Source organism: Streptococcus ictaluri 707-05 (assembly GCF_000188015.2).
GTDB classification, from domain to species: Bacteria; Bacillota; Bacilli; order Lactobacillales; family Streptococcaceae; genus Streptococcus; species Streptococcus ictaluri.
The window spans coordinates 88881-111790 of the sequence record NZ_AEUX02000006.1; the positions used below are offsets into that span (position 1 = coordinate 88881).

At 37.3% G+C, this 22910-nt stretch carries 21 protein-coding genes, 3 tRNA genes, 1 other RNA gene and 1 pseudogene; 20 read left to right on the forward strand and 6 right to left on the reverse strand.

Features of this window, described 5'->3' with window-relative positions:
* The first annotated feature begins 169 nt into the window (after positions 1-169).
* The 10 genes from STRIC_RS05480 to STRIC_RS05525 all read left to right on the forward strand — a co-directional run bounded on the left by STRIC_RS05480 (position 170) and on the right by STRIC_RS05525 (position 9496).
* Positions 170-739 carry a hypothetical protein gene (locus tag STRIC_RS05480; protein WP_008089081.1) on the forward strand — a complete coding sequence of 190 codons (570 nt, stop codon included), beginning with the start codon at positions 170-172 and terminating at the stop codon, positions 737-739.
* A gap of 374 nt (positions 740-1113) precedes the next feature.
* Positions 1114-1806 (forward strand): orotidine-5'-phosphate decarboxylase, encoded by a 693-nt coding sequence (gene pyrF, locus STRIC_RS05485; protein WP_008089515.1) that lies wholly within the window; start codon positions 1114-1116, stop codon positions 1804-1806.
* A 35-nt stretch (positions 1807-1841) separates the two neighbouring features.
* Positions 1842-2471, forward strand: coding sequence for an orotate phosphoribosyltransferase (gene pyrE / locus STRIC_RS05490; protein ID WP_008089426.1), 630 nt, complete (start codon positions 1842-1844; stop codon positions 2469-2471).
* Positions 2472-2492: 21 nt separating this feature from the next.
* On the forward strand, positions 2493-3239 hold the full coding sequence (locus STRIC_RS05495) for a GNAT family N-acetyltransferase (RefSeq protein ID WP_008089119.1): 747 nt from the start codon (positions 2493-2495) through the stop codon (positions 3237-3239).
* A gap of 154 nt (positions 3240-3393) precedes the next feature.
* On the forward strand, positions 3394-4851 hold the full coding sequence (locus STRIC_RS05500) for an amidase (protein ID WP_008088999.1): 1458 nt from the start codon (positions 3394-3396) through the stop codon (positions 4849-4851).
* A gap of 115 nt (positions 4852-4966) precedes the next feature.
* Positions 4967-5833, forward strand: a complete 867-nt coding sequence (locus tag STRIC_RS05505) for a transporter substrate-binding domain-containing protein (protein ID WP_008089058.1) — start codon at positions 4967-4969, stop codon at positions 5831-5833.
* A 35-nt stretch (positions 5834-5868) separates the two neighbouring features.
* On the forward strand, positions 5869-6717 hold the full coding sequence (locus STRIC_RS05510) for a transporter substrate-binding domain-containing protein (protein ID WP_008088727.1): 849 nt from the start codon (positions 5869-5871) through the stop codon (positions 6715-6717).
* A gap of 27 nt (positions 6718-6744) precedes the next feature.
* Complete coding sequence (locus STRIC_RS05515) at positions 6745-7398, forward strand: amino acid ABC transporter permease (protein WP_008088849.1); 654 nt, start codon at positions 6745-6747, stop codon at positions 7396-7398.
* A 153-nt stretch (positions 7399-7551) separates the two neighbouring features.
* A complete protein-coding gene (locus tag STRIC_RS05520) occupies positions 7552-8205 on the forward strand; it encodes a uracil-DNA glycosylase (RefSeq protein ID WP_008089550.1) in 654 nt (217 codons plus the stop codon).
* 22 nt (positions 8206-8227) lie between these two features.
* Positions 8228-9496: a dihydroorotase gene (locus STRIC_RS05525; RefSeq protein ID WP_008089268.1), complete on the forward strand. Its 1269-nt coding sequence runs from the start codon at positions 8228-8230 to the stop codon at positions 9494-9496.
* Between the two features lie 59 nt (positions 9497-9555).
* Here STRIC_RS05525 and plsY read toward each other — a convergent pair whose 3' ends face one another.
* Entirely contained in the window at positions 9556-10197 is a 642-nt protein-coding gene (gene plsY / locus STRIC_RS05530) for a glycerol-3-phosphate 1-O-acyltransferase PlsY (protein ID WP_008089141.1), read from the reverse strand.
* Between the two features lie 133 nt (positions 10198-10330).
* On the opposite strand from plsY, the gene parE reads away from it, so the two are divergent.
* From parE to STRIC_RS05575, 9 genes are all read left to right on the forward strand, one after another.
* Entirely contained in the window at positions 10331-12280 is a 1950-nt protein-coding gene (gene parE / locus STRIC_RS05535) for a DNA topoisomerase IV subunit B (protein WP_008089374.1), read from the forward strand.
* 38 nt (positions 12281-12318) lie between these two features.
* Positions 12319-13140 (forward strand): hypothetical protein, encoded by an 822-nt coding sequence (locus STRIC_RS05540; RefSeq protein WP_040832072.1) that lies wholly within the window; start codon positions 12319-12321, stop codon positions 13138-13140.
* Positions 13141-13423: 283 nt separating this feature from the next.
* Positions 13424-15883, forward strand: coding sequence for a DNA topoisomerase IV subunit A (gene parC / locus STRIC_RS05545; RefSeq protein ID WP_008089055.1), 2460 nt, complete (start codon positions 13424-13426; stop codon positions 15881-15883).
* 60 nt (positions 15884-15943) lie between these two features.
* Positions 15944-16966 carry a branched-chain amino acid aminotransferase gene (locus STRIC_RS05550; RefSeq protein ID WP_008089297.1) on the forward strand — a complete coding sequence of 341 codons (1023 nt, stop codon included), beginning with the start codon at positions 15944-15946 and terminating at the stop codon, positions 16964-16966.
* 64 nt (positions 16967-17030) lie between these two features.
* Positions 17031-17261: a DUF2969 domain-containing protein gene (locus STRIC_RS05555; RefSeq protein WP_008089390.1), complete on the forward strand. Its 231-nt coding sequence runs from the start codon at positions 17031-17033 to the stop codon at positions 17259-17261.
* Between the two features lie 60 nt (positions 17262-17321).
* A tRNA-Tyr gene (locus STRIC_RS05560) sits at positions 17322-17402 on the forward strand.
* 51 nt (positions 17403-17453) lie between these two features.
* Positions 17454-17525: transfer RNA gene (locus tag STRIC_RS05565), tRNA-Gln, on the forward strand.
* A gap of 126 nt (positions 17526-17651) precedes the next feature.
* Positions 17652-18857 carry a 30S ribosomal protein S1 gene (rpsA, locus tag STRIC_RS05570; RefSeq protein ID WP_008089513.1) on the forward strand — a complete coding sequence of 402 codons (1206 nt, stop codon included), beginning with the start codon at positions 17652-17654 and terminating at the stop codon, positions 18855-18857.
* Positions 18858-18951: 94 nt separating this feature from the next.
* Positions 18952-19023, forward strand: a tRNA-Arg gene (locus tag STRIC_RS05575).
* 53 nt (positions 19024-19076) lie between these two features.
* Here STRIC_RS05575 and STRIC_RS05580 read toward each other — a convergent pair.
* Both STRIC_RS05580 and ssrA read right to left on the reverse strand, forming a co-directional pair.
* Positions 19077-19693 (reverse strand): annotated as a pseudogene (locus STRIC_RS05580) (DUF3862 domain-containing protein).
* Positions 19694-19882: 189 nt separating this feature from the next.
* Positions 19883-20230, reverse strand: a transfer-messenger RNA (tmRNA) gene (ssrA, locus tag STRIC_RS11805).
* An 89-nt stretch (positions 20231-20319) separates the two neighbouring features.
* Between ssrA and STRIC_RS05585 the strand changes: the two genes are divergently transcribed.
* The gene (locus tag STRIC_RS05585; RefSeq protein WP_008088994.1) at positions 20320-20931 is read left to right on the forward strand and encodes a TVP38/TMEM64 family protein; all 612 of its coding nucleotides are present in this window, start codon (positions 20320-20322) and stop codon (positions 20929-20931) included.
* Between the two features lie 46 nt (positions 20932-20977).
* On the opposite strand, the gene STRIC_RS05590 is transcribed toward STRIC_RS05585, so the two are convergent.
* From STRIC_RS05590 to STRIC_RS05600, 3 genes are read right to left on the reverse strand one after another with little or no spacing between them, the layout of a single operon-like run.
* Positions 20978-21778: a hypothetical protein gene (locus STRIC_RS05590; protein ID WP_008089033.1), complete on the reverse strand. Its 801-nt coding sequence runs from the start codon at positions 21776-21778 to the stop codon at positions 20978-20980.
* Between the two features lie 9 nt (positions 21779-21787).
* Complete coding sequence (locus STRIC_RS05595; protein WP_008088941.1) at positions 21788-22486, reverse strand: ABC transporter ATP-binding protein; 699 nt, start codon at positions 22484-22486, stop codon at positions 21788-21790.
* Positions 22486-22857, reverse strand: coding sequence for a GntR family transcriptional regulator (locus STRIC_RS05600; RefSeq protein WP_008088976.1), 372 nt, complete (start codon positions 22855-22857; stop codon positions 22486-22488). The genes STRIC_RS05595 and STRIC_RS05600 overlap by 1 nt, the downstream gene beginning before the upstream one ends.
* Positions 22858-22910 lie beyond the last annotated feature (53 nt).

The window sequence follows — 22910 nt, forward strand, 5'->3', positions numbered from 1 at the left end:
TTAGAAATTTTTATAGAGCTCTAAGTGCTTGATGTGGCTAAAAAAATGAGCTAAATAGACTCCTGTTATCCGTAACATTTATCCTGTTTCATTGCCCTTTTAAGTCTCTTGTGTTATATTAATAGTATTGATAAGCGAGGTATTTACTAGTCAAAAAGGTGGTGGTCGTGTGAATGTAACTGGACAAAAGAGTCATCAAATCTTAATACAAAAATTATTAGTCAGTATTCACTATTTGACCTTATTTCGTGATGAGTTGAAATTGGTGGAGAGAACGCCTTCCATTTTAGGAAGTGAATTTCCAACGCACTTAGTTCAATCAGAATTGGGTGATATTGTAGCCAAAATTGATACTCTTGATAAACAACAGCGTTTAATTGAATCAACTTTTTGGTATGAAGAGTCGGCATTTAAATTAATGAACAAAACCCTGCTCATCGTTGACAATTGGATCAAAGGTTTGGATCAATTAATTGAGTTATGTCAGTCAAAAGAAGTTTTTCAAGCCATTTTAGGCGATAAACGTGTCCGCGTCTTTGGTGTTTTAATTGATGTTTTTTCATCACTAAAGATTATATTAATGTCTTTAAAAGAAGCTCCAGTGCCAGAAGCACTTTATGATCATATTAAAATGGTGAATCTAGAAGAAGAAGCTTTTATCAAGCATTATCAAAGTCCTAAAGTGGCTTCGATAGAAGCTAGTCAAGTTAATGATCAAATAATTCAAACTTCGACTTAGCCTCTTGAATGTTTTCTAAAAGGACTAAGTCGAAGTTTTTGATTTACATATTCTTGTTACTTACCCTATCTTTTTAGATAGGGTTTTTTAGTCAAGAAATCTTACTACCTTTTTAATGATCCACTTGAATAAGTGGTAGTTACAATTGAATCGCTCATCAGAATAGGATTCTTTTTAAGAAAAGTTTTGACAGTTGAGCTCTAAAAAGGGTATAATGGTTAAAAATAATTTCCTTTAAGTGAGTCCAGAGAGGTGAACAAGGTAAACAAGAAGAAAAAGAGTCAATAGGTCTCTTCATTTTGTGTAACCTCGTTTCTTTGGAAATGAGGTTTTTTGTTATTAAGATCAGCTAGCAAATTTAGAAAGGGTTCCAAATGTGCGAAGAACGTCCCATTATTGCCTTAGATTTTCCTACTTTTGATAAAGTGAAAGCATTTCTATCTCTTTTTCCAGAAGATGAGAAACTTTTTCTTAAAATTGGTATGGAATTGTATTATGCCCAAGGACCAGAAGTGGTCCACTATCTCAAAAGCTTAGGGCATAGTGTTTTTTTGGATTTGAAATTGCATGATATTCCAAATACAGTTGAAGCCACAATGAAGGTATTGGCTAATATGGCTATTGATATGACAACTGTTCAAGCAGCAGGGGGAGTTGAAATGCTTGAAGCAGCTAGAAGAGGTTTGGGAGATGGTCCTATACTAATAGCTGTGACGCAATTGACCTCTACTAGTCAAAAGCAAATGCAAGAGGATCAAAATATTCAAACCAGCCTTTTGGAATCTGTTCTCCACTATGCCAAACGAACTGCTCAGGCAGGACTAGATGGGGTGGTTTGCTCGGCTTTAGAAGTGGAAGCTATTAAAAAAGCAACTCCTAAAGGGTTTTGCTGTTTAACTCCAGGCATTCGGCCTAAGGGAAGTGATAATGGGGATCAAAAGCGAGTGATGACACCGAAAGAAGCTAAACAAATAGGAAGCGATTATATCGTCATAGGACGGCCCATTACACAAGCCAAAGACCCAGTAGCTGCATACGCTGCTATTAAAGCGGAGTGGACAGTTTAACTCCACTAATTAACTTAAAGAGAAAGAGGACAGTCATGACATTAGCATCTCAAATTGCATCAGATTTATTAAAGATTGAGGCGGTTTACTTGAAGCCTGAGCATCCTTTTACATGGGCTTCAGGGATTAAGTCACCTATTTATACCGATAATCGTATCACCTTATCTTACCCAGAAACAAGAACTTTAATTGAAAATGGCTTTGTGGACCTTATAAAAACGCATTATCCTCAAGTGGAAGTCATTGCAGGGACAGCAACGGCTGGTATTCCTCATGGTGCCATTGTTGCGGATAAAATGAACCTGCCCTTTGCTTACATTCGAAGTAAACCAAAAGATCACGGTGCCGGAAATCAGGTAGAAGGACGAGTGCTCAAAGGACAAAAAATGGTTCTTGTAGAGGACTTGATTTCAACGGGTGGCTCTGTTTTAGATGCTGCTGCAGCTGCTATTAAAGAAGGTGCAGAGGTTCTAGGTGTCGTAGCTATCTTCACTTATGAATTGCCAATAGCTGATAAACGTTTTCAAACAGCTGGTATCAAACTTGACACCTTAAGTCATTATTCAGCCTTAATTGCAGTAGCTAAAGAGCAAGACTACATTAATGAAGAAGGTTTACGTTTATTGAAACAATTTAAAGAAAATCAGGACAATTGGCAAGATTAGATGACTTGAAGGAGGCAAAAGATGAATTACAAGGCATTATTAGAGAGTCAGGAAAAGCCCTATCGCGTTTTTCCAAAAGTAACCCATTATAAAAATTCCATTACTAACGAACGCTACTTTTCCAATTATTTAAGTTACCATGTGATGCCAACGATAGAGGAATTAAAAAAAGATTTAGCCTATTTGACTGAAGAACAAAAAGACTATCCTAGTCAGTTTGCTTTTATCTTTTTTGCTAAAAATGCTCCCTTACCAGAGAGTATTGAGACTTATTTGGCTGATGAGGCCTTTGATTTAGAAAATCATTTGATTTTTACAAATAAGATTACTAATCTTAAATTAAGCCCTCAAAAACAGGAACATATTCGTATTGAAGCATTATCTGATGACCTTCTACCATCTTACTTAGCCTATAAATACGAAGCTAATTTAGAATATGGTGAGTCCTATGCCCAACAGATGTTAGCTGACAACAAAGCTAATCTCATGAAGTCTGAGTCTAGAATTTATCTGGCCATAGATGGGGATCAAATCGTTGGAGATATCACAGCTTGGGAATGTGGTGACTTTATTGAAATGGATGACTTTAGTGTTTTAAGTCACTATCGAGGTCAAGGAATCGGTTCTGCCTTGCAAAGAAGAGCTTCCAAGGACTTCGAACAGATTATTTTGATTACAGAGGAAGAGAATCGACTCATGTATCAACACCAAGGTTATCAAGAAGTGGCTTATTATTGGACAGCTTTACAATCCAATAGGAAAAGATAGCAGTCATTACAGAATGAATTAAAGGCATCAGTTAATAAAAGTGATGCCTTTTTCGTTTTTTCCAATAGCTATTTCAATTCATTTGTGGTTAAATAAAACTAATTTGAAAACAGTAAGACAGATAGGACTGAATTGTTAGCAAGGAAGGGACGCGATGAAGACATATACAGATGCTAGTGAAATGGCTCAAGCAGTACGACAAGGACATGTTAGTCCCCAAGAGCTAGTAGAAGATGCCATCGAAAAGGCCAAGAGACTGAATCCTAGTTTAAATGCCATTACCAGTCAGCGCTTTGAAGAGGCTTTAAAAGAAACTAGTGAAAGAGATTTTACAAATAAAGCTTTTGCAGGAGTACCCATTTTTTTAAAGGATTTAGGTCAAGAACAAAAAGGACAACCGTCCACATCTGGGGCTAAATTGTTTGCTAATTACCGCGCTTCAAAAACGGACTATCTTGTGACGGCTTTAGAAGACCTTGGTTTCATTATTTTGGGAAGAAGCAATACACCAGAATTTGGTTTTAAAAATATCAGTGATAGTCGGTTACACGGGTCCGTTAACCTTCCTAAAGATCACAGTCGTAATGCGGGTGGCTCTTCTGGAGGAGCGGCTGCTTTGGTGGCTTCAGAAATTAGCCAGTTAGCTCCAGCAAGTGATGGAGGGGGATCGATTCGTATTCCTGCTTCTTTTAATGGTTTAATAGGGTTAAAACCAAGCAGAGGACGTATTCCAGCAGGACCTGGTTCATATCGTGGTTGGCAAGGAGCTTCGGTGCATTTTGCTCTAACCAAGTCAGTCAGAGACACCCGTAATCTTCTTTTAGGATTGCAAGCTTTTCAACCGGAAAGTCCTTTTCCTTTAAACCCCTTATCAGAAAAAGCTCTTATGGCTCCACTTAAAAAACCTCTAAGGATTGGCGTTTATCAGAAATTGATTGATGGGCACTTGGCATCAGAGGATAGCCAACAGGCACTACAAAAGGCTAGCCAATTTTTAGAGCAAGAAGGTCACCAAGTGATTGCTTTAGAGGAATTACCATTTGACATGTCTGAGGTGATTAGAGATTATTATGTGATGAATGCTGTTGAGACAGCAGCGATGTTTGACAATATCGAGGCTTCACTTGGTCGAGCTGTTACTAAGGATGATATGGAAACCATGACCTGGGCGATTTATCAGGCAGGTAAGCCAATCTTAGCTTCTCACTATTCAAAAGCCTTACAAAATTGGGATAAATACAGTGCCAAAATGGCTCAGTTTCATCAAAACTATGATTTATTGCTGACTTTTACAACTAATAGTCCAGCTCCTAAGCATGGCGCTTTGCAGGTGTCAGAGCCCTTGTTAAATCAATTAAGTCACTCAGAAGCGTTTAGTCCCGAAGAACGATTGCAGTTAATTGAAGACATGTTTCAGAGCAGTTTAGCCATCAATCCCTACCCAGCTATTGCCAATCTAACCGGAAATCCTGCCATAAGTCTGCCTACTTATGAGACTAAAGAGGGACTACCAATGGGAATTCAATTCTTTGCCAATAAAGGACGTGAAGACCTTCTTCTAGCTTTAGCAGAACGCTTTGAAGAAGCTAATCTTCTAAAAGTTCCACAGTAAAAATATTATAAAACAGTTAATCTATTATAGATTAGCTTTTTTTAATGCCAAGTCTTTGCCACTTACTTTGAGACATTAGAATGTTATACTATTTTTATTAAGAAAAGGAGTTTCTATGAAAAAACAAGTAGCTTTACTATCAATCGGACTTGCTGGTCTTTTCTTATCAGCCTGTTCCTCTCATAAAACTGCCCAAGATAACAGTTGGGATAAGATTAAAGAAGAAGGTGTGATAAAAGTTGCTACACCAGGAACTTATCAGCCAACTTCTTATTACAATGATAAGAACCAATTAGTCGGTTATGAAGTGGATATGGTTAAAGAAATCGCTAAAAGACTTGATATCAAGGTTAAATTTGTTGAGACTGGTTTTGATCAAGCATTTACAACAGTAGATAGTGGCCGAGTGGATATGTCACTTAACAATTTTGACATCACACCAAAACGCCAAAAGAAATATCATATGTCAACACCTTATAAATATGGGGTTGGAGGCATGATTGTCCGTGCAGATGGAAGCTCCCATATATCTAAGTCAGATTTAAGTGACTGGAAGGGTAAAAAAGCAGCCGGGGCTTCTGGAACAGAATACATGAAGGTCGCTCAAAAGCAAGGAGCCGAGTTAGTCACATATGATAATGTTACGGGTGATGTTTACCTTAATGATGTCGCCAATGGCAGAACAGACTTTATTCCTAATGACTATCCCGCTCAAAAACTTTTTGTGGATTACATGTTATCTAAAAATCCTGATATGAATATCAAGATGAGCCATGTCCAATATAACCCAACCAAGCAAGGAATTGTTATGCGTCAAAAGGATAAGGCTTTAGCAGAAAAAGTTGATGCTGTTATTAAGGAAATGAAAAAAGACGGTAGTCTTAAAAAAATCTCTAAAACTTATTATGCTGGACAAGACTTAACCCAAGCTTTTGGAAAAATGAAAAAAATTCCAGTTATTGATACGTCATCAGTAGAATAAAAAACGTCATTAAGGAAGGTAAAGGAAGTTCAAAAATGAAACGATTAGTTTTAACAATCACAGCTATACTTGCGAGCATTTTACTAGTGGCTTGCGGAACTAATAAAGGCTCAGATGCAGATGCTAACTGGAAAGCCATCCAAAAGCGAGGCACTTTAAAAGTTGCCACATCAGGAACCCTCTATCCGCAATCTTTTCATGATAAATCCAATGCATTAACGGGATACGATGTTGAAATTATTAAAGAAATTGCCAAAAGACTGGACTTGGATCTTCAATTTACAGAAATGGGTGTGGATGGGATGCTATCAGCTTTAAATAGTGGTCAGGTAGATCTTGCTGCCTATTCTATTGAAAAAGATAGCAAAAATGCTGAGAAGTTTCTTTACACAGACGCTCACAAATACTCATTTGGATCAATGATTGTTCGTCAATCTGACGATTCTGGTATCACATCTTTAAAAGATTTGAAAGGCAAAAAAGCAGCCGGAGCTTCAACCACTTCTTACATGAAGGTGGCCAAAAAATTTGGTGCTGAACTGGTTATCTACGACAACGTGACGAACGATGTATACCTTAAAGACGTTGCTAATGGCCGTACAGATGTTATTTTGAATGATTTTTACTTACAATCTATGGCATCGAAAGCTCTTCCTGATATTCCTGTAAAAGTTCTAAAAGGGGTTTACTACAATCCTTCAGAATCTAATTTTGCGATAAAATTAGGCAATACTACTTTACAAGCTAAGGTCAATCAAACGCTTAAAGAAATGAAAAAAGATTGCAGTTTGAAAAAATTATCAGAACAATTCTTTGCAGGCCAAGATGTCTCAAAGGAAAAAACATATGACTTCAAAAAAATTGACGTTTCTGATGTTGACTAATTCCTTGCGTTAGAAAAGAGAATCGACATGTTTATCAATTTGTCATTAATTGTAGAAAGCTTGACTTTTGTCTTATCGGGTTTACCATACACACTTGGAATTGCAGGTCTTAGTTTCATAACAGGAGTCAGCTTAGGCATTCTTTTAGCCATTTTAGGTCGCTCTAAATATTATGTTTTTAGGAAATTTGTCAAAGCCTATGTCTCCATGATGAGGGGAGTTCCTATGATTGTGGTTCTCTTTATGCTTTACTTTGGACTTCCTTATTTTCAAGTGCAACTACCAGCTCTATTGTGTGCTTATATTGGTTTTAGCTTAGTCAGTTCGGCCTATATATCTGAAATTTTTCGTTCATCCATTAATGCCGTGGATAAGGGGCAATGGGAAGCAGCCATGGCACTTGGTTTACCTCAGGGTTTAGTCATTAAGAAGGTGATTTTACCTCAAGCCCTAAGGATTGCCATTCCACCTCTTGGCAATGTTGTGATTGATATGATAAAAAGTTCTTCTTTAGCTGCTATGATTACAGTACCGGATATTTTTCAAAATGCCAAAATTGTAGGTGGAAGAGAGTGGGACTATATGTCTATGTATGTATTGGTTGCTTTTATTTATTGGTCTTTGTGCGTGATTTTTGAACACTTCCAATCTTATCTAGAAAACAAACTGAGCCTCAGTTAAACTGAAAAGCCGAATATTAACCCTAGAAAAACTGTTTCTAGGTTTTTTTAAGTCCAAAATATGATAAACTAGTGAGAAAGAAGTAATAAATAGTTGAAAAAAGTTATCATTCCTTGAATTTTGAGAATTTGAAAAGAAGAAGAAAGGTATAAAATGATTCATTCTAGCTGGCATCAAGAGATTAAAGATTATTTACCTGAGCATTATTATGCTAAAATCAATCACTTTTTAGATCAGGTATACGCAGAAGGGACAATTTACCCTGCCCGTGAAAATGTGTTTAAAGCGCTACAAAGTACTCCTTTAGAAAAGACTAAGGTCTTAATATTAGGTCAAGATCCTTATCATGGACCAGGGCAAGCACAAGGCCTCTCTTTCTCCGTTCCAGATGACTTGCCTGCACCACCTTCTTTACAAAATATTTTGAAAGAATTAGCAACTGATCTGGGAGATAGAAAGCAACATGATTTAACCTCATGGGCACAACAAGGGGTTTTGCTGTTGAATGCGTCTTTGACCGTTCCTGCTGGGCAAGCCAACGGGCACGCGGGACTGATTTGGGAACCATTTACTGACGCTGTGATCAAAGTTCTCAACGACAAGGAAGAACCTGTAGTCTTTATTTTTTGGGGAGCTTATGCTAGAAAGAAAAAAGCCCTCATTACGCATTCTAAGCATCATATTATAGAGAGTGCACACCCAAGCCCCTTATCAGCTTATCGTGGTTTTTTTGGAAGTGGGCCATTTTCAAAAACAAATGCTTACTTGGTAAAGGATGGTTTAAGTCCTATTGACTGGTTGTCATAAGCTTACAAGAAGAGGGGAAGACATGTTACTGATAAAAAATGGACGCCTTATTGATCCTAAAACCAAAAGAGATGAGGGGGCAGATTTATTGATTGAAGATCAAAAAATTGTTAGAATTGCCCCTTCAATTGACTGTCCAGATGCAGACGTTATTGATGCTACTGGCCTTATAGTAGCACCGAGCTTAGTAGATATTCATGTCCATTTTAGAGAACCTGGTCAAACGCATAAAGAAGACATTCATACGGGAGCCTTAGCGGCAGCAGCTGGAGGAGTGACAACGGTTGTTATGATGGCTAACACGAATCCCGTTATTTCAGATGCCAAGATCCTAAAAGAGGTCTTAGCCAGTGCAGCGAAAGAAAACATCAACATTTACACAAATGCTAGTGTGACCAAGCATTTTGATGGGCAACAGCTGACAGATTTTAAAAGCCTTATGGAAGCTGGCGCTGTTAGTTTTACAGATGATGGTATACCGCTTCAAAGCGCAAAAGTCTTAAAAGAAGCCTTGCAATTAGCTAAAGCTAATGGGACTTTTATCTCTCTTCATGAAGAAGATCCAGAACTAAATGGCGTTCTTGGTTTTAACGAAGACATTGCTAAAGAAGCCTTTCACTTTTGTGGAGCAACGGGTGTTGCGGAATATAGCATGATTGCTAGAGATGTCATGATTGCTTATGACTGTCAAGCTCACGTTCATATCCAGCACTTGTCTAAAGCAGAGTCTGTAAAAGTGGTTGCTTTTGCACAAGAATTGGGTGCTGATGTCACAGCTGAAGTGACACCGCAGCATTTTTCTAAAACAGAAGACCTCTTATTAGTGGCAGGAGCCAATGCTAAAATGAATCCTCCACTTCGTACTGAAAAAGACAGATTAGCTGTTATTGAGGGGTTACAATCAGGAGTCATTTCTATCATAGCAACTGATCATGCGCCACATCATCGAGATGAAAAAGAAGTGTCTGATATGACTCAAGCGCCTTCTGGAATGACAGGACTAGAGACCTCTTTATCTTTAGGATTGACCAATTTAGTCGAGCCTGGGCACTTATCCCTCATGTCTTTCTTAGAAAAAATGACCATAAATCCTGCATCATTATATAATTTTGAGGCAGGATATCTAGCTGAAGAAGGACCAGCAGATATTGTCATTTTTGCAGATCAAGAGAATCGCATTGTCAGTCATGATTTTGCTTCAAAAGCGAGTAACTCACCGTTTGTTGGTGAACAATTAAAGGGAGTCGTTAAGTACACCATTTGTCGTGGTGACATTGTTTATCGGGCTTAAGTTGAAAAAAATACCATTAGCATGAAGTCTAATGGTATTTTTTTAATGAAAACATAATGTTAAGTTTTAGGTTTTTGTCCGCTTAAATTAAGCCCCCAAGGCACCAGATTTTCTTTTTTTTTCTGGATACGTTGGATATTGTCTCTATGTCGGACGATAATCAAACTCGCCATAAGCAAAATCATAAGAGTTAAAAACCAATCATAATGTGGGAGTAAAAAGGAAAAAGCAGGGAAAATCAAGGCAGTAAGAGCACCTAAAACAGAAACTGTAATACTAGCTAGGGAAATCATGCTAAAAAGGTAGAGGGTCACTAAAAAGAGAACTGCTAGAAAAAGCAGGTAAAAAGGCGCAAAACCAAGAAGAACCCCAGCGCTAGTAGCAACAGCTTTACCACCTTTAAATTGAGCAAAAAGAGGAAAAGTATGGCCTAAAACCGCAAAAAATCCTATCACAACTGGTGAAAGAGCGGTTACCCCAAAAATCATTGGTAAGAGGGTTGCCAGTGTTCCTTTTAGGATATCGATCATCAAGGTAGCTAAACCAGCTTTGACACCCAAAATACGAAAAGTATTAGTTGTTCCTGTGTTTCCAGAACCATGTCGGCGTAAATTTATGCCATAAAAATATTGGCCAATCCAGAGCCCTGTAGGGATAGAACCAAGTATATAGGCTATTGTGATTAATAATATCAATTTCATACCTTATATTATACCATAATCATGATTTGAGAAACTAGTGATTGAAAAGAATTAAGAAAAATTAGCGAATTACTTTGCAAAATTCTTAAAAAACTTGTAAGATAAAAAAGATGAAAAAATCTGGAGGTCAATTTTGGCTAAGAAAGAAATAAGCGTAACTAATTATAATGACGATGCCATTCAAGTCTTAGAAGGGTTAGATGCCGTTCGTAAACGTCCTGGCATGTATATAGGATCCACAGATGCGACTGGCCTTCATCATTTGGTTTGGGAAATCGTTGACAACGCGGTTGATGAAGCCTTATCTGGCTTTGGAGATGAGATTAAAGTAACCATTAATAAAGATGGCTCTGTCAGTGTGTCAGATAGTGGTCGTGGGATGCCAACAGGAAAACACGCTATGGGAATTCCAACAGTTCAAGTGATTTTTACCATCTTGCATGCTGGTGGTAAGTTTGGACAAGGTGGTTATAAAACGTCTGGAGGCTTACATGGTGTTGGTTCTTCAGTCGTTAATGCCCTATCTGCCTGGTTAGAAGTTGAAATTACAAGAGATGGTGCTGTTTTTAGGCAACGATTTGAAGATGGTGGAAAGCCTGTCACAGGTTTAGAGAAAATCAGAACAGCCCCTAAATCAAAATCAGGAACGATTGTCACCTTCATGCCTGATGAACGGATCTTTTCAACAACAGACTTTAAGTTTAATACCATTGCAGAGCGCTTGAAAGAATCTGCTTTCTTATTGAAAAATGTCAAAATGTCCTTGAAGGATGATCGTGGTGATGAACCAATCGAGGAAGAGTTCCATTACGAGAACGGTGTCCAAGACTTTGTTTCCTATCTGAATGAGGACAAAGAAATGTTAACTCCAGTTATTTACATGGAAGGGCAAGATCAAGATTTTCAAGTTCAAGTTGCCTTACAGTATAATGATGGTTTTTCCGACAATATTCTATCATTTGTTAATAATGTTCGTACTAAGGATGGCGGTAGTCATGAAACAGGACTCAAGTCAGCTATCACCAAAGCCATGAATGACTATGCCAGAAAAACGAACCTCTTAAAAGAAAAAGATAAGAATTTGGAAGGCTCGGATTACCGCGAAGGCCTATCAGCTGTCCTATCAATCTTAGTCCCTGAGCAACACTTACAGTTTGAAGGGCAAACAAAGGATAAATTAGGTAGCCCACTTGCTCGTCCCATTGTAGATAGTATCGTCTCAGAAAAATTAACCTTCTTTTTATTGGAAAATGGGGAATTAGCATCGAACTTGGTCAGAAAAGCGATTAAAGCTCGCGATGCCAGAGAAGCTGCTCGTAAGGCGCGTGATGAATCACGTAACGGCAAGAAAAACAAAAAAGATAAGGGCCTCTTATCTGGTAAACTGACGCCTGCACAGTCCAAAAACCCAAAGAAAAATGAACTCTATTTAGTCGAAGGGGATTCTGCCGGTGGTTCTGCCAAGCAAGGGCGTGATCGTAAGTTTCAGGCTATTTTACCTTTACGTGGTAAAGTTTTAAATACTGAAAAAGCGAAAATGGCTGATATTCTCAAAAATGAAGAAATTAATACCATGGTTTATACTATCGGGGCAGGTGTAGGTGCTGATTTTAACCTTGAGGATATTAATTACGATAAAATCATTATCATGACCGACGCGGATACCGATGGAGCTCATATTCAAACCTTGCTGTTGACCTTCTTTTATCGTTACATGCGTCCCTTGGTAGAAGCAGGACATGTTTATATCGCCCTACCTCCTTTATACAAAATGTCTAAAGGTAAAGGCAAGTCTGAAAAGGTCGATTATGCATGGACTGATGGGGAATTAGAAGACTTGAGAAAAGCTTATGGTAAAGGAGCTGTATTGCAGCGCTATAAAGGACTTGGTGAAATGAATGCCAATCAATTATGGGAAACGACCATGGATCCAGAAACGCGTACCTTTATTCGTGTAACCATTGATGACTTAGCAAGAGCAGAGCGCAGAGTATCTGTCCTTATGGGTGACAAAGCGGCACCACGTCGTCAGTGGATTGAAGATAATGTCAAGTTTACATTGGAAGAGAATACAGTATTTTAGATTATATCTATATAAAGAGAATTTTAGTGGGTTCGAAAATGAAATTAGATATTTGCAAAAAAGACTATAGCCTTCAATGGGGTGGTACTTATTTTTTAGCTCTTGTTAATTATCCTAAAATAGAAGATTGGGAACTCGAGAGAATACTTGCTTTTTATTCCTATGAGAAATATTATCATCGTAAAACTGATATTTTTTGTGAAGATTTAAATATCTTAAGTCAAGTGCAGGCTTACTTAAAAAATCATTCTTCGAGTTACCCTTTTAAACCAAGTCAAAAAAACGTTGCTGCAACTTTTAATGAGCTTGGGGAGTCAATTTATTGTAATCTTCTTAGTCACACCTGCACAGTAAAAGCAGCAAGAGGTATTTTTGAGTTGGAAAAAATAATGTCAGCGACGAAAGTTTTTCATTCTGATGAAAAACTATTAGAAAACAGTAGAAGGAATGCCGCAGGGGACCCTTCTGATTATTTTAAATACGTGATGTTAGGATGGTCAAACACAATTTCAGGGTACCGATTGGCAATGGAAAGATTTTTAGAGAGAAGTCCAAAGATTGAAGAATTACATGAAAAGTTTCTTCCTGGGATTAGTTTTCATTTTAAATATTCAGATATCCTTGATACTGTTGGATATGTCTTTGATGGTTACCATCCAGCTAAAGTAGAAACTGAATTGAGTTTAGACAAACTTTATGCCTGTATTATTCCATTACACTTGAAATCACATTTTAGAAATGTCATTCCTAAATCCTTATATCAAAAGGTTCATTATATAAATTATGAGGGTGAAGGTCTATATGATTGGAGTGACAAAGTTTATCAGTTCGTGGCAAAGTTTTTTAATGAAACCATTTAAAAAATTCAATTGAATACTTTAAGGAAATAAGCAAAGCCTATCTTTTCTGTTCAAACAAAACCTTAAATGCTAAACCTCATCTCACATTAACAAAAGGAAAAGCTCTCACCCTATGGTGAGTTCAAATTCCAATTAATAATTATTCTACCTCTTTTCAAAACAAAAGAAAGGAATTGAACCCGCCCTAGTTTCTGTGTCAAAAAGATAAATCTCCTAGCTCATCAGAATGAGCTGGCGATTTCCTATTTTTACTTGGAAACTGACGGGCTTGGTATCTTAATTTATGTCAAATGTTCAAAATATGTCTCTTGAAGATATTATGGGAGAGCGCTTTGGGCGTTACTCCAAATATATTATTCAAGAAAGAGCCCTTCCTGACATTCGGGATGGTCTGAAACCTGTTCAACGTCGTATTCTTTATTCAATGAATAAGGACGGCAATACTTTCGAGAAAGGTTACCGTAAATCTGCCAAATCTGTCGGAAATATTATGGGTAATTTTCATCCTCATGGCGATTCATCTATCTATGATGCCATGGTTCGGATGAGTCAAAACTGGAAAAACCGTGAGATTCTTGTTGAAATGCATGGGAATAATGGGTCGATGGATGGTGACCCACCAGCTGCCATGCGTTACACAGAAGCACGCTTGTCAGAAATTGCAGGCTATCTTTTACAAGATATTGAGAAAAAGACAGTTCCTTTTGCTTGGAATTTTGATGATACCGAAAAAGAACCGACAGTTTTACCTGCAGCTTTTCCTAATCTTTTGGTCAATGGCTCATCTGGTATTTCAGCTGGTTACGCCACTGATATTCCGCCTCACAATCTTTCAGAAGTCATTGATGCAGTCGTTTATATGATTGACCATCCTAAAGCTAAATTAGACAAATTGATGGAGTTTCTTCCAGGACCTGATTTTCCAACGGGGGGGATCATACAAGGCAAAGATGAAATCAAAAAAGCTTATGAAACTGGAAAGGGTCGTGTTGTTGTTCGTTCTCGAACAGAAATTGAAGATCTAAAAGGTGGTAAGCAACAAATTGTTGTTACAGAAATACCTTATGAAGTTAACAAGGCTGTCTTAGTTAAAAAAATCGATGATGTCCGTTTCAATAATAAAGTTCCAGGTATTGCTGAAGTTCGTGATGAATCAGACCGTACCGGCCTTAGAATTGCCATTGAGCTTAAGAAGGATGCGGATTGTCAAACCATTCTGAATTACTTGTTAAAATATACAGACCTCCAAGTCAATTACAACTTTAACATGGTGGCTATCGATCATTTCACCCCTCGTCAAGTTGGACTTCAAAAAATCTTGTCTAGCTATATCAGCCATCGACGTGAAATCATTGTCAAACGTTCTAAGTTTGATAAAGACAAGGCCGAAAAGCGTCTTCATATCGTTGAGGGACTGATTCGTGTCTTATCTATTTTAGATGAGATTATAGCGCTTATTCGCGCTTCTGAAAATAAGAGTGACGCCAAAGAAAACTTGAAAGTGAGTTACGCTTTTTCAGAAGAGCAAGCCGAAGCCATTGTCACTCTCCAACTCTATCGCTTAACCAATACTGATATCGTGACGCTTCAAAAAGAAGAAGAAGAATTGCGTCAGCTAATCACAACGCTTTCAGCTATTATTGGTGATGAGGCGACCATGTATAACGTCATGAAACGTGAGTTGCGAGAGGTTAAAAAGAGATTTGCTAACCCTCGTCTTTCTGAGTTACAAGCCGAAAGTCAGACCATTGAGATTGATTCAGCGAGCCTAATCTTAGAGGAAGAGACTGTTGTCAGTGTGACAAAAGGCGGTTATATTAAGCGCACGAGTCCACGATCTTTTAATGCGTCAAGTATTGATGAAATTGGAAAAAAAGATGACGATGACCTCTTAATGGTACAGCAAGCTAAGACCACCGAGCATCTTTTGTTATTTACCAATATGGGAAATGTCATTTATAGACCTGTTCATGAATTAGTGGATTTAAGATGGAAAGAGATTGGAGAGCATTTATCACAGACTATAGTTAATTTTGCGACTGACGAAACTATCTTACATGCTGAAATTCTTCAAGGTTTTGATCAAGGTCAGTATGTGGCAGTTACGGCAAATGGTTTTGTTAAACGCTTGGAACGAAAATATTTGAGTCCTTGGAGAACTTACAAATCCAAGTCTACTAAGTATATTAAGCTAAAAGATAGTCAAGACGAAGTCATCAAGATATCATCAATTGTGATGGAAGATTTACTTTTAATCACACAACATGGTTATGCTCTTCGTTTTTCTAGCCAAGATGTTCCCCAACAGGGCTTAAAATCAGCAGGAGTAAAAGGTATTAATCTAAAAGAACACGATAGGCTTAGCGCAGCATTAATCGTAAGTGGTGATAGTTTCTTTGTCTTAACTCAACGAGGTGCCTTAAAACGTGTGGCTCTTTCTGATATTCCTCAAACAAGTCGTGCCAACCGTGGCTTATTAGTATTAAGAGAACTAAAAGCCAAGCCACATCGAGTCTTTTATGCGGGCATGGTGCAATCAGCTTCTAACTCAGACGTCTTTGATTTATTTACTGAAGTTTCTGAGGAAAATATAAGTGACCAAAAGTTACTTGTTTTAAGTAAAACAGGGCAAGAATATCAGATTAATTTAGAAAGCTTGCCACTTTCTGAACGAACTAGCAATGGATCCTTTATTTCAGATACCATATCTGAACAGGAAGTTTTCTCTGCAAAACGCCTTTAAAATAGGGTGCCAGTATTATTTTAATTAATCATTACATTTAAAAAGAAAAGAGGAATAATAATGACATTAACAATTGATTGGGAAAACTTAGGGTTTGAATATCACAAATTACCATTTCGTTACATTTCATATTATAAAGATGGCCAATGGGACCAAGGTCAGTTAACAGAAGATGCGACCTTACATATTTCTGAAAGTTCACCAGCTCTACATTACGGTCAACAAGCTTTTGAAGGCTTAAAAGCTTACCGAACAAAAGAGGGGTCAATTCAATTATTTAGACCTGATCGCAATGCGGCAAGACTTCAAGCAACTGCTGATCGCTTGCTGATGCCACAAGTTCCAACGGAACAGTTTATTGATGCCGTTAAGCAAGTGGTTAAAGCAAATGAAGCTTTTGTACCGCCATATGGAACAGGTGCGACGCTCTATTTAAGACCTTTATTAATCGGTGTTGGAGACATTATCGGAGTTAAACCAGCAACTGAATATATTTTTACTATCTTTGCTATGCCAGTAGGTAATTATTTCAAAGGTGGCTTAGCTCCAACCAACTTCATTGTTTCAGAAGAGTTTGACAGAGCAGCCCCATATGGAACAGGTGCTGCAAAAGTTGGTGGAAACTACGCAGGAAGCTTATTGCCAGGTAAAACTGCTAAGGAAGCTGGTTACTCAGATGTGATTTACCTAGATCCTGCCACACATACCAAAATTGAAGAAGTTGGAGCAGCTAACTTCTTTGGAATTACAGCAAATAACGAATTTATCACACCACTAAGCCCATCTATTTTGCCATCTATTACCAAGTATTCATTGTTACAATTGGCAGAAGAGCGTCTTGGAATGACTGCTATTGAAGGTGATGTGGCCATTGATGAGTTGGATAAATTTATTGAAGCTGGGGCTTGTGGAACAGCAGCTGTTATTTCTCCAATTGGTGGTATTCAGTATCGTGGAAAACGCCATGTCTTTTATAGTGAGACAGAAGTAGGACCAGTTACGAAACGACTTTATAACGAGCTTGTTGGGATTCAGTTTGGTGATATTGAAGCGCCTGAAGGCTGGATTGTTAAAGTTGATTAAATTAAAAGCTTGCTCTTGCAAGCTTTTTTAATTTTGTGTAAAATAGACAAAGTGAGGTAATGTGATGAGCAAAAAAGATAAAAAAATTGAAATTCAATTAATGGACCATAAAGTAACTCTTAATAATACTCAAATAGATGGGTACCAATTACATATCGGAAAACGACTAGTTGGTGAAATTGCAGAGTTAGATGATAAGTTTGCTGTATTGAAAAACGACAGTGTTGATGCCTTCTTCAAAACGCTTGAACAAGCGGTTGAGAATATTATTGAAAACTACAATTTGAATCATTAAAATTAAGTAAAAACACTTGCAAGCTCACAAAAACTATGGTAGAATAGTTTTTGTTGTTACGGAAAGATAGCGAAGAGGCTAAACGCGGCGGACTGTAAATCCGCTCCTTCGGGTTCGGGGGTTCGAATCCCTCTCTTTCCATTACTTGAGATTAGATAGTTCTATGAAAATTATTAGATTTCTAAGTAAGTTTGGGGTATAGCCAAGCGGTAAGGCAAGGGACTTTGACTCCCTCATGCGTTGGTTCGAATCCAGCTACCCCAGTCAGAGGTATCAGGTGCTCCCTGAGACCGTCAAAGATAAGAGTTGTTGTCGTTGCGGGTTACCTTGAGAAAATATATTGTTAACAAAAGCTAGCATCAGCTAGCTTTTGTTGGAGGATTTTTTAGAATGAATGAATTTGAAGATTTGCTAAACAGTGTTAGCGAAGTGAACCCTGGTGATGTTGTCACTGCGGAAGTTTTAACAGTTGATAACGGTCAAGCAAACGTTGTTATCGAAGGAACTGGTGTTGAAGGTGTCTTGACACTTCGTGAATTGACTAACGATCGTGATGCTGATATCAACGACTTTGTTAAAGCTGGCGACACAGTTGAAGTACTTGTTCTTCGTCAAGTAGTAGGTAAAGATACTGATACAGTTACTTTCCTAGTATCTAAAAAACGTTTGGAAGCTCGCAAAGCCTGGGACAAACTTGTTGGTCGTGAAGGTGAAGTTCTTACTGTTAAAGGTACCCGTGCTGTTAAAGGTGGCCTTTCAGTTGAGTTTGAAGGACTTCGTGGATTTATCCCTGCTTCAATGATTGATACACGTTTTGTACGTAACACTGAAAAATTTGTTGGTCAAGAATTTGATGCTAAAATCAAAGAAGTTGATGTAGCAGAAAACCGTTTCATCTTGTCACGTCGTGAAGTTATTGAAGAAGCTGCTAAAGAAGCTCGTACTGAAGTCTTCTCTAAACTTTCAGAAGGTTCAGTTGTCACTGGTACAGTTGCTCGCCTAACTAGCTTTGGTGCTTTTATCGACCTTGGTGGTGTTGATGGACTTGTTCACGTGACTGAATTGTCACACGAACGTAACGTTTCACCTAAATCAGTTGTTTCTGTTGGTGAAGAAGTTGAAGTTAAAGTTCTTTCAATTGATGAAGAAGCTGGTCGTGTATCACTTTCTCTTAAAGCGACAACACCTGGACCATGGGATGGTGTTGAACAAAAACTTGCTCAAGGCGATGTCGTTGAAGGCAAAGTAAAACGTTTGATAGACTTTGGTGCTTTTGTAGAAGTATTACCTGGAATTGATGGACTTGTTCACATTTCACAAATTTCTCACAAACGTGTTGAAAATCCAAAAGATGTACTTTCTGTAGGTCAAGAAGTTACTGTTAAGGTTCTTGAAGTAAATGCTGCTGATGAACGTGTATCACTTTCTATCAAAGCTCTTGAAGAGCGTCCAGCACAAGCTGAAGGTGAAAACAAAGAAGAAAAACGCCAATCACGTCCTCGTCGTCCAAAACGCGAAGCAAAACGTGACTACGAACTTCCAGAAACTCAAACTGGATTCTCAATGGCTGATTTATTTGGCGATATTGAATTGTAATAAAAGAAAAGTTGGGCTTTAGCTCAACTTTTTCTTTTTTCTCTCTGATCTTATTTTAAAATTTGTGGAATTATGGTATACTATTGAGGTATTGCCACCTTTAGTGTAATGGATATCACGTAAGATTCCGGTTCTTGAGATGGGGGTTCGATTCCCTCAAGGTGGATTGAAATAAGAAAAAAGCCTGTTTCAATAGGCTTTTTTCTTATTTGTCCAATCTTAGTCGGTTAAGCCAATTTGAGACATTTCCACTAATTGATTGTTTTCGAAAAGAAGTGATATATGAGCGCCTTGCGCATGCGTTTTTAAACCACTAATCCAAACCGCTTGTAGACTTTCTTTATCGCTTGATGCTGCTTGGCTATAGTTATCAGGTTGAGTTAGGATTTTCTTAGCTTCTTCATAGTTCATTCCTTTTCTTAATTTCTGATACTCTTTTTTTGATAAATTGAGTTCACGCTCCAAGGCAAAGTTTGAAATTGTTTTGACAATAGCACTGTTTTGGTAAAGACTGACATTGACAGAAACCTGATCAAATTCCCATGTATAAGAATCGAGAGTAACACTGCCAGCAGGGCGCTCTTCATGCTGTTGAATTGTTCCAAAAAGTGCGATTAAATCTTCAATAGTTGATCTCCCTTGAAATTGCTTTTCAGCAGTTGCAATTCTTATTTTTTCAAAATGTGATCTTATATCTTGATGCTCAGCAATTCTTACTTTTTTTGTGTTTCGATGCTTTTATGAGATGATTCTTTACTTTTTTGATTTTGACACGCAAGTAAATTGAAGCTAAGTAGAGGCAAGAGTATCAAAGATAAGGATTTTTGGCGTTTCATATGTTCTTCCTAACTAATCTTTTTTACCATTATATCACATTTTTGTACAGGCTACGTTTAGACATGAAGAAGTGTAGGCATTGATTTCTTGCAATATTCATTTTAGAGGAAAATTGAATTTAAATAACTAAAACAAAAAACCTTGATTAAACAAGGTTTTAAGAACTTATAGAAAGTTTTAGTAAGTAGGGATGGAGCTGGTGGGAGTCGAACCCACGTCCAAACACCTGCCAACATATTTGTCTACAACCATAGGTTATGTCTTAATTTGATCAGCTAGTGACACATAACTCAAGCCCTTAGCTGACGAGTCTATAAAGCTCTTCTAAAGTGGCTAGGCAATCACTTTAGTGTAGCTTGTTATTTTGAGACTTCTAACAGGACACAAGCAATCTTGTTGAAGTCACGCTAACTGGTTTTTAGGCAGCTAAAGCGTAAGTGTTTGTATTTTTTGCAGTTATATTTAACTGGCATTTTACATCTGCCGATGGGTCGCAAAACATGTCTCATAATGCCTGTCGAATCCGTAACAACCCCTTAATAAGAAGTTATTTCTACTTACCTATTTATTATAGCAAAACTCTCTAGAAATAGCAAAAAAACAAGGCTTGTGGTATGATTGAATTATGATAAAAGAAAATTCAAAGTTTTACCTTTTTTGGCAAAAAATCATTAAAATTTTAGGTATTTTAGCTTTAATAGCTTCCTTTATATTGGCTTTTTGGCTCTATAAATTAGGCATATTAAACGATAATAATGCCCTGAAAGACCTGGTTCATCATTACAAAGTTTGGGGACCACTTATTTTCATTATGGTCCAGATCATTCAGATTGTTTTTCCTGTTATTCTAGGTGGACTCACAACAGTTGCTGGTTTTCTTATTTTTGGACCGATTGCTGGATTTATTTACAACTATATTGGAATATTAATTGGCAGTGTTATCCTTTTTCTTTTAGTTAAAGTATACGGCCGGAAATTTATTTTACTTTTTATGGATCAGAAAACGTTCTATAAATATGAGAGACGTTTAGAAACATCAGGCTATGAAAAATTTTTTATTGATTGTATGGCTTCACCAATCTCGCCGGCTGATATTATGGTAATGATTACAGGATTAACTGATATGAGCTTAAAACGCTTTATAACCATAATTGCACTGACTAAGCCAATTTCTATTATTGGTTATAGCTATCTCTTTATTTTTGGAAAAGATTTAGTGTCCTGGTTATTTCATTGATGTTAAACTAAAAAGGATTAATCACTTAATCCTTTTTAGTTTACTTTTATTGTATATTTAGCTTGTTTTTGATAATAAAGTGGGTTGCAAAATAGGATATTAATGTGATAACAAACTGTTCTGCACTAAGAATTAAAAGTAATTGCTGCTCTCCAAAAGGATAGCTATCTTCTTGGGTATCAATTCCAAACAGTTGAGTGTTGATATAAGTTAAGGCTAAGCTAATCAGAATAGAAAGTGTAAAGTAAGCAATGAATGCCATTAAACCTCTCTTATTTGAGAAAAGTTGACCGATTGAAATAGCCAAATAAATCAGTAAAATACCAGCTAAGTAAGAGGTTAAAAAATAAAGAAGTATTAATAAACTATTGCTGAGATGGGCAGAAGTAAAGCCTTCTTTTAGAAAATCAAAGGCTTCTTTGGCTCCAACTATTGGAATCACTAGAATAACAATTGCCACACCTAATATCAGAAAATTAAAGAGACTGCAGACAAAAGATACCAAGCATTTTGAGAGAATAATCTGATGGTCGCTAACTGGAAGTGTTAAGGTTAGATAACCTTGACGACCAAAAATATTTTTACTGAAGCGGTTAATGATAATTAACAAGGTAGAAAGTAAAGAACCTGCAATAAGGGCACCGAAGGTTAATGAGAGTGCCAATGGAACCATTTTACCACTAATACTGGAACCAAAATTGTAAGCCATATTATATTCATCCTGAGAAATAAAGATACGTTTTAGTATTAGAGAAAGTAGGCAGGCAATAGCTATAATAGCGGCATTCAATGCAAAATACCATTTGCCAATTGATTTGAACTCATACTTTAATAATTTTCCAAACATGATATCCTCCTATACTTTGTAGGTCTCTCTGAAAAGAGAATCAATTGATTTCTGATGTGTTTCTCTTAAATCATCAGCATTGCCCGTTAAACAGACTTTACCATTTTTTAAAAAGATAACCTCATCAAGTATAGGTTCAATATCAGAAATAAGGTGAGTAGAAATGATGACAGAAGCCTCTTCACAGTAGTTATTAATAATAGTGCGAAGAATATATTCTCTTGCTGCGGGGTCAACCCCTCCAATAGGCTCATCAAGAATATAGAGCTTGGCTTTACGACTCATAACCAGGATTAATTGCGCTTTTTCTTTATTTCCTTTTGACAGATTTTTAAAGCGTTCCTCAGGATCTAAATGCAAATCACGTAAAAGGCTACCAGCTTTAGAGCGGTCAAAGTCTGAATAAAAATCTTCAAAATAGTCTAACATTTCTTTGATTTTCATGTTTTCATTGAGATAAGTAGTATCTGGCAAATAAGAAATAATTTTTTTGGTTTCGACTGAAGGGCGGTAGCCATCAATGACTATATCACCTTTATTTGCTTGTAAAAGTCCATTGATCATTTTAATTAAAGTAGTTTTACCACTGCCATTTGGTCCTAAAAGACCGACAATTTTACCAGCTGGAATAGTGAGGGTTAAGTCGTCGATGGCTAATTTACCTCTGAAGGATTTTGAAACATGATGCAATTGTAATAATTGTGCCATTAATTTGAAGCCTCCTTTAAAAAGCTTGATAAGACAGGTAGAATTTCAGAACGATTAAAGCCAATTTTAGTCATGTTTTTAACAAAAGAATCTAGTTCTTTCATGGCTATGGCGTGCCTCTTGCTAGCAATCAGCTCCTGATCATCAGTGACATAGCGTCCAGCTGTACGTTGGGAATATACCACCCCTTCACGCTCAAGTTCTGTGAAAGCACGTTGCATGGTATTAGGATTGACGCCTGCAATTTCAGCGTACTCTCGTACAGTTGGAAGTTGTTCTCCGCTTTTGATTTCTTGACTGATGATTTGCATCATCACATGCTGCGCAATTTGAGCATAAATGGGAGATTTTTCATCAAATTTCCAAGACATGAGGTCTCCTCTCTGCTAAGTTTTAGTTTTTAAGTTTGTACTATTTAAATGGT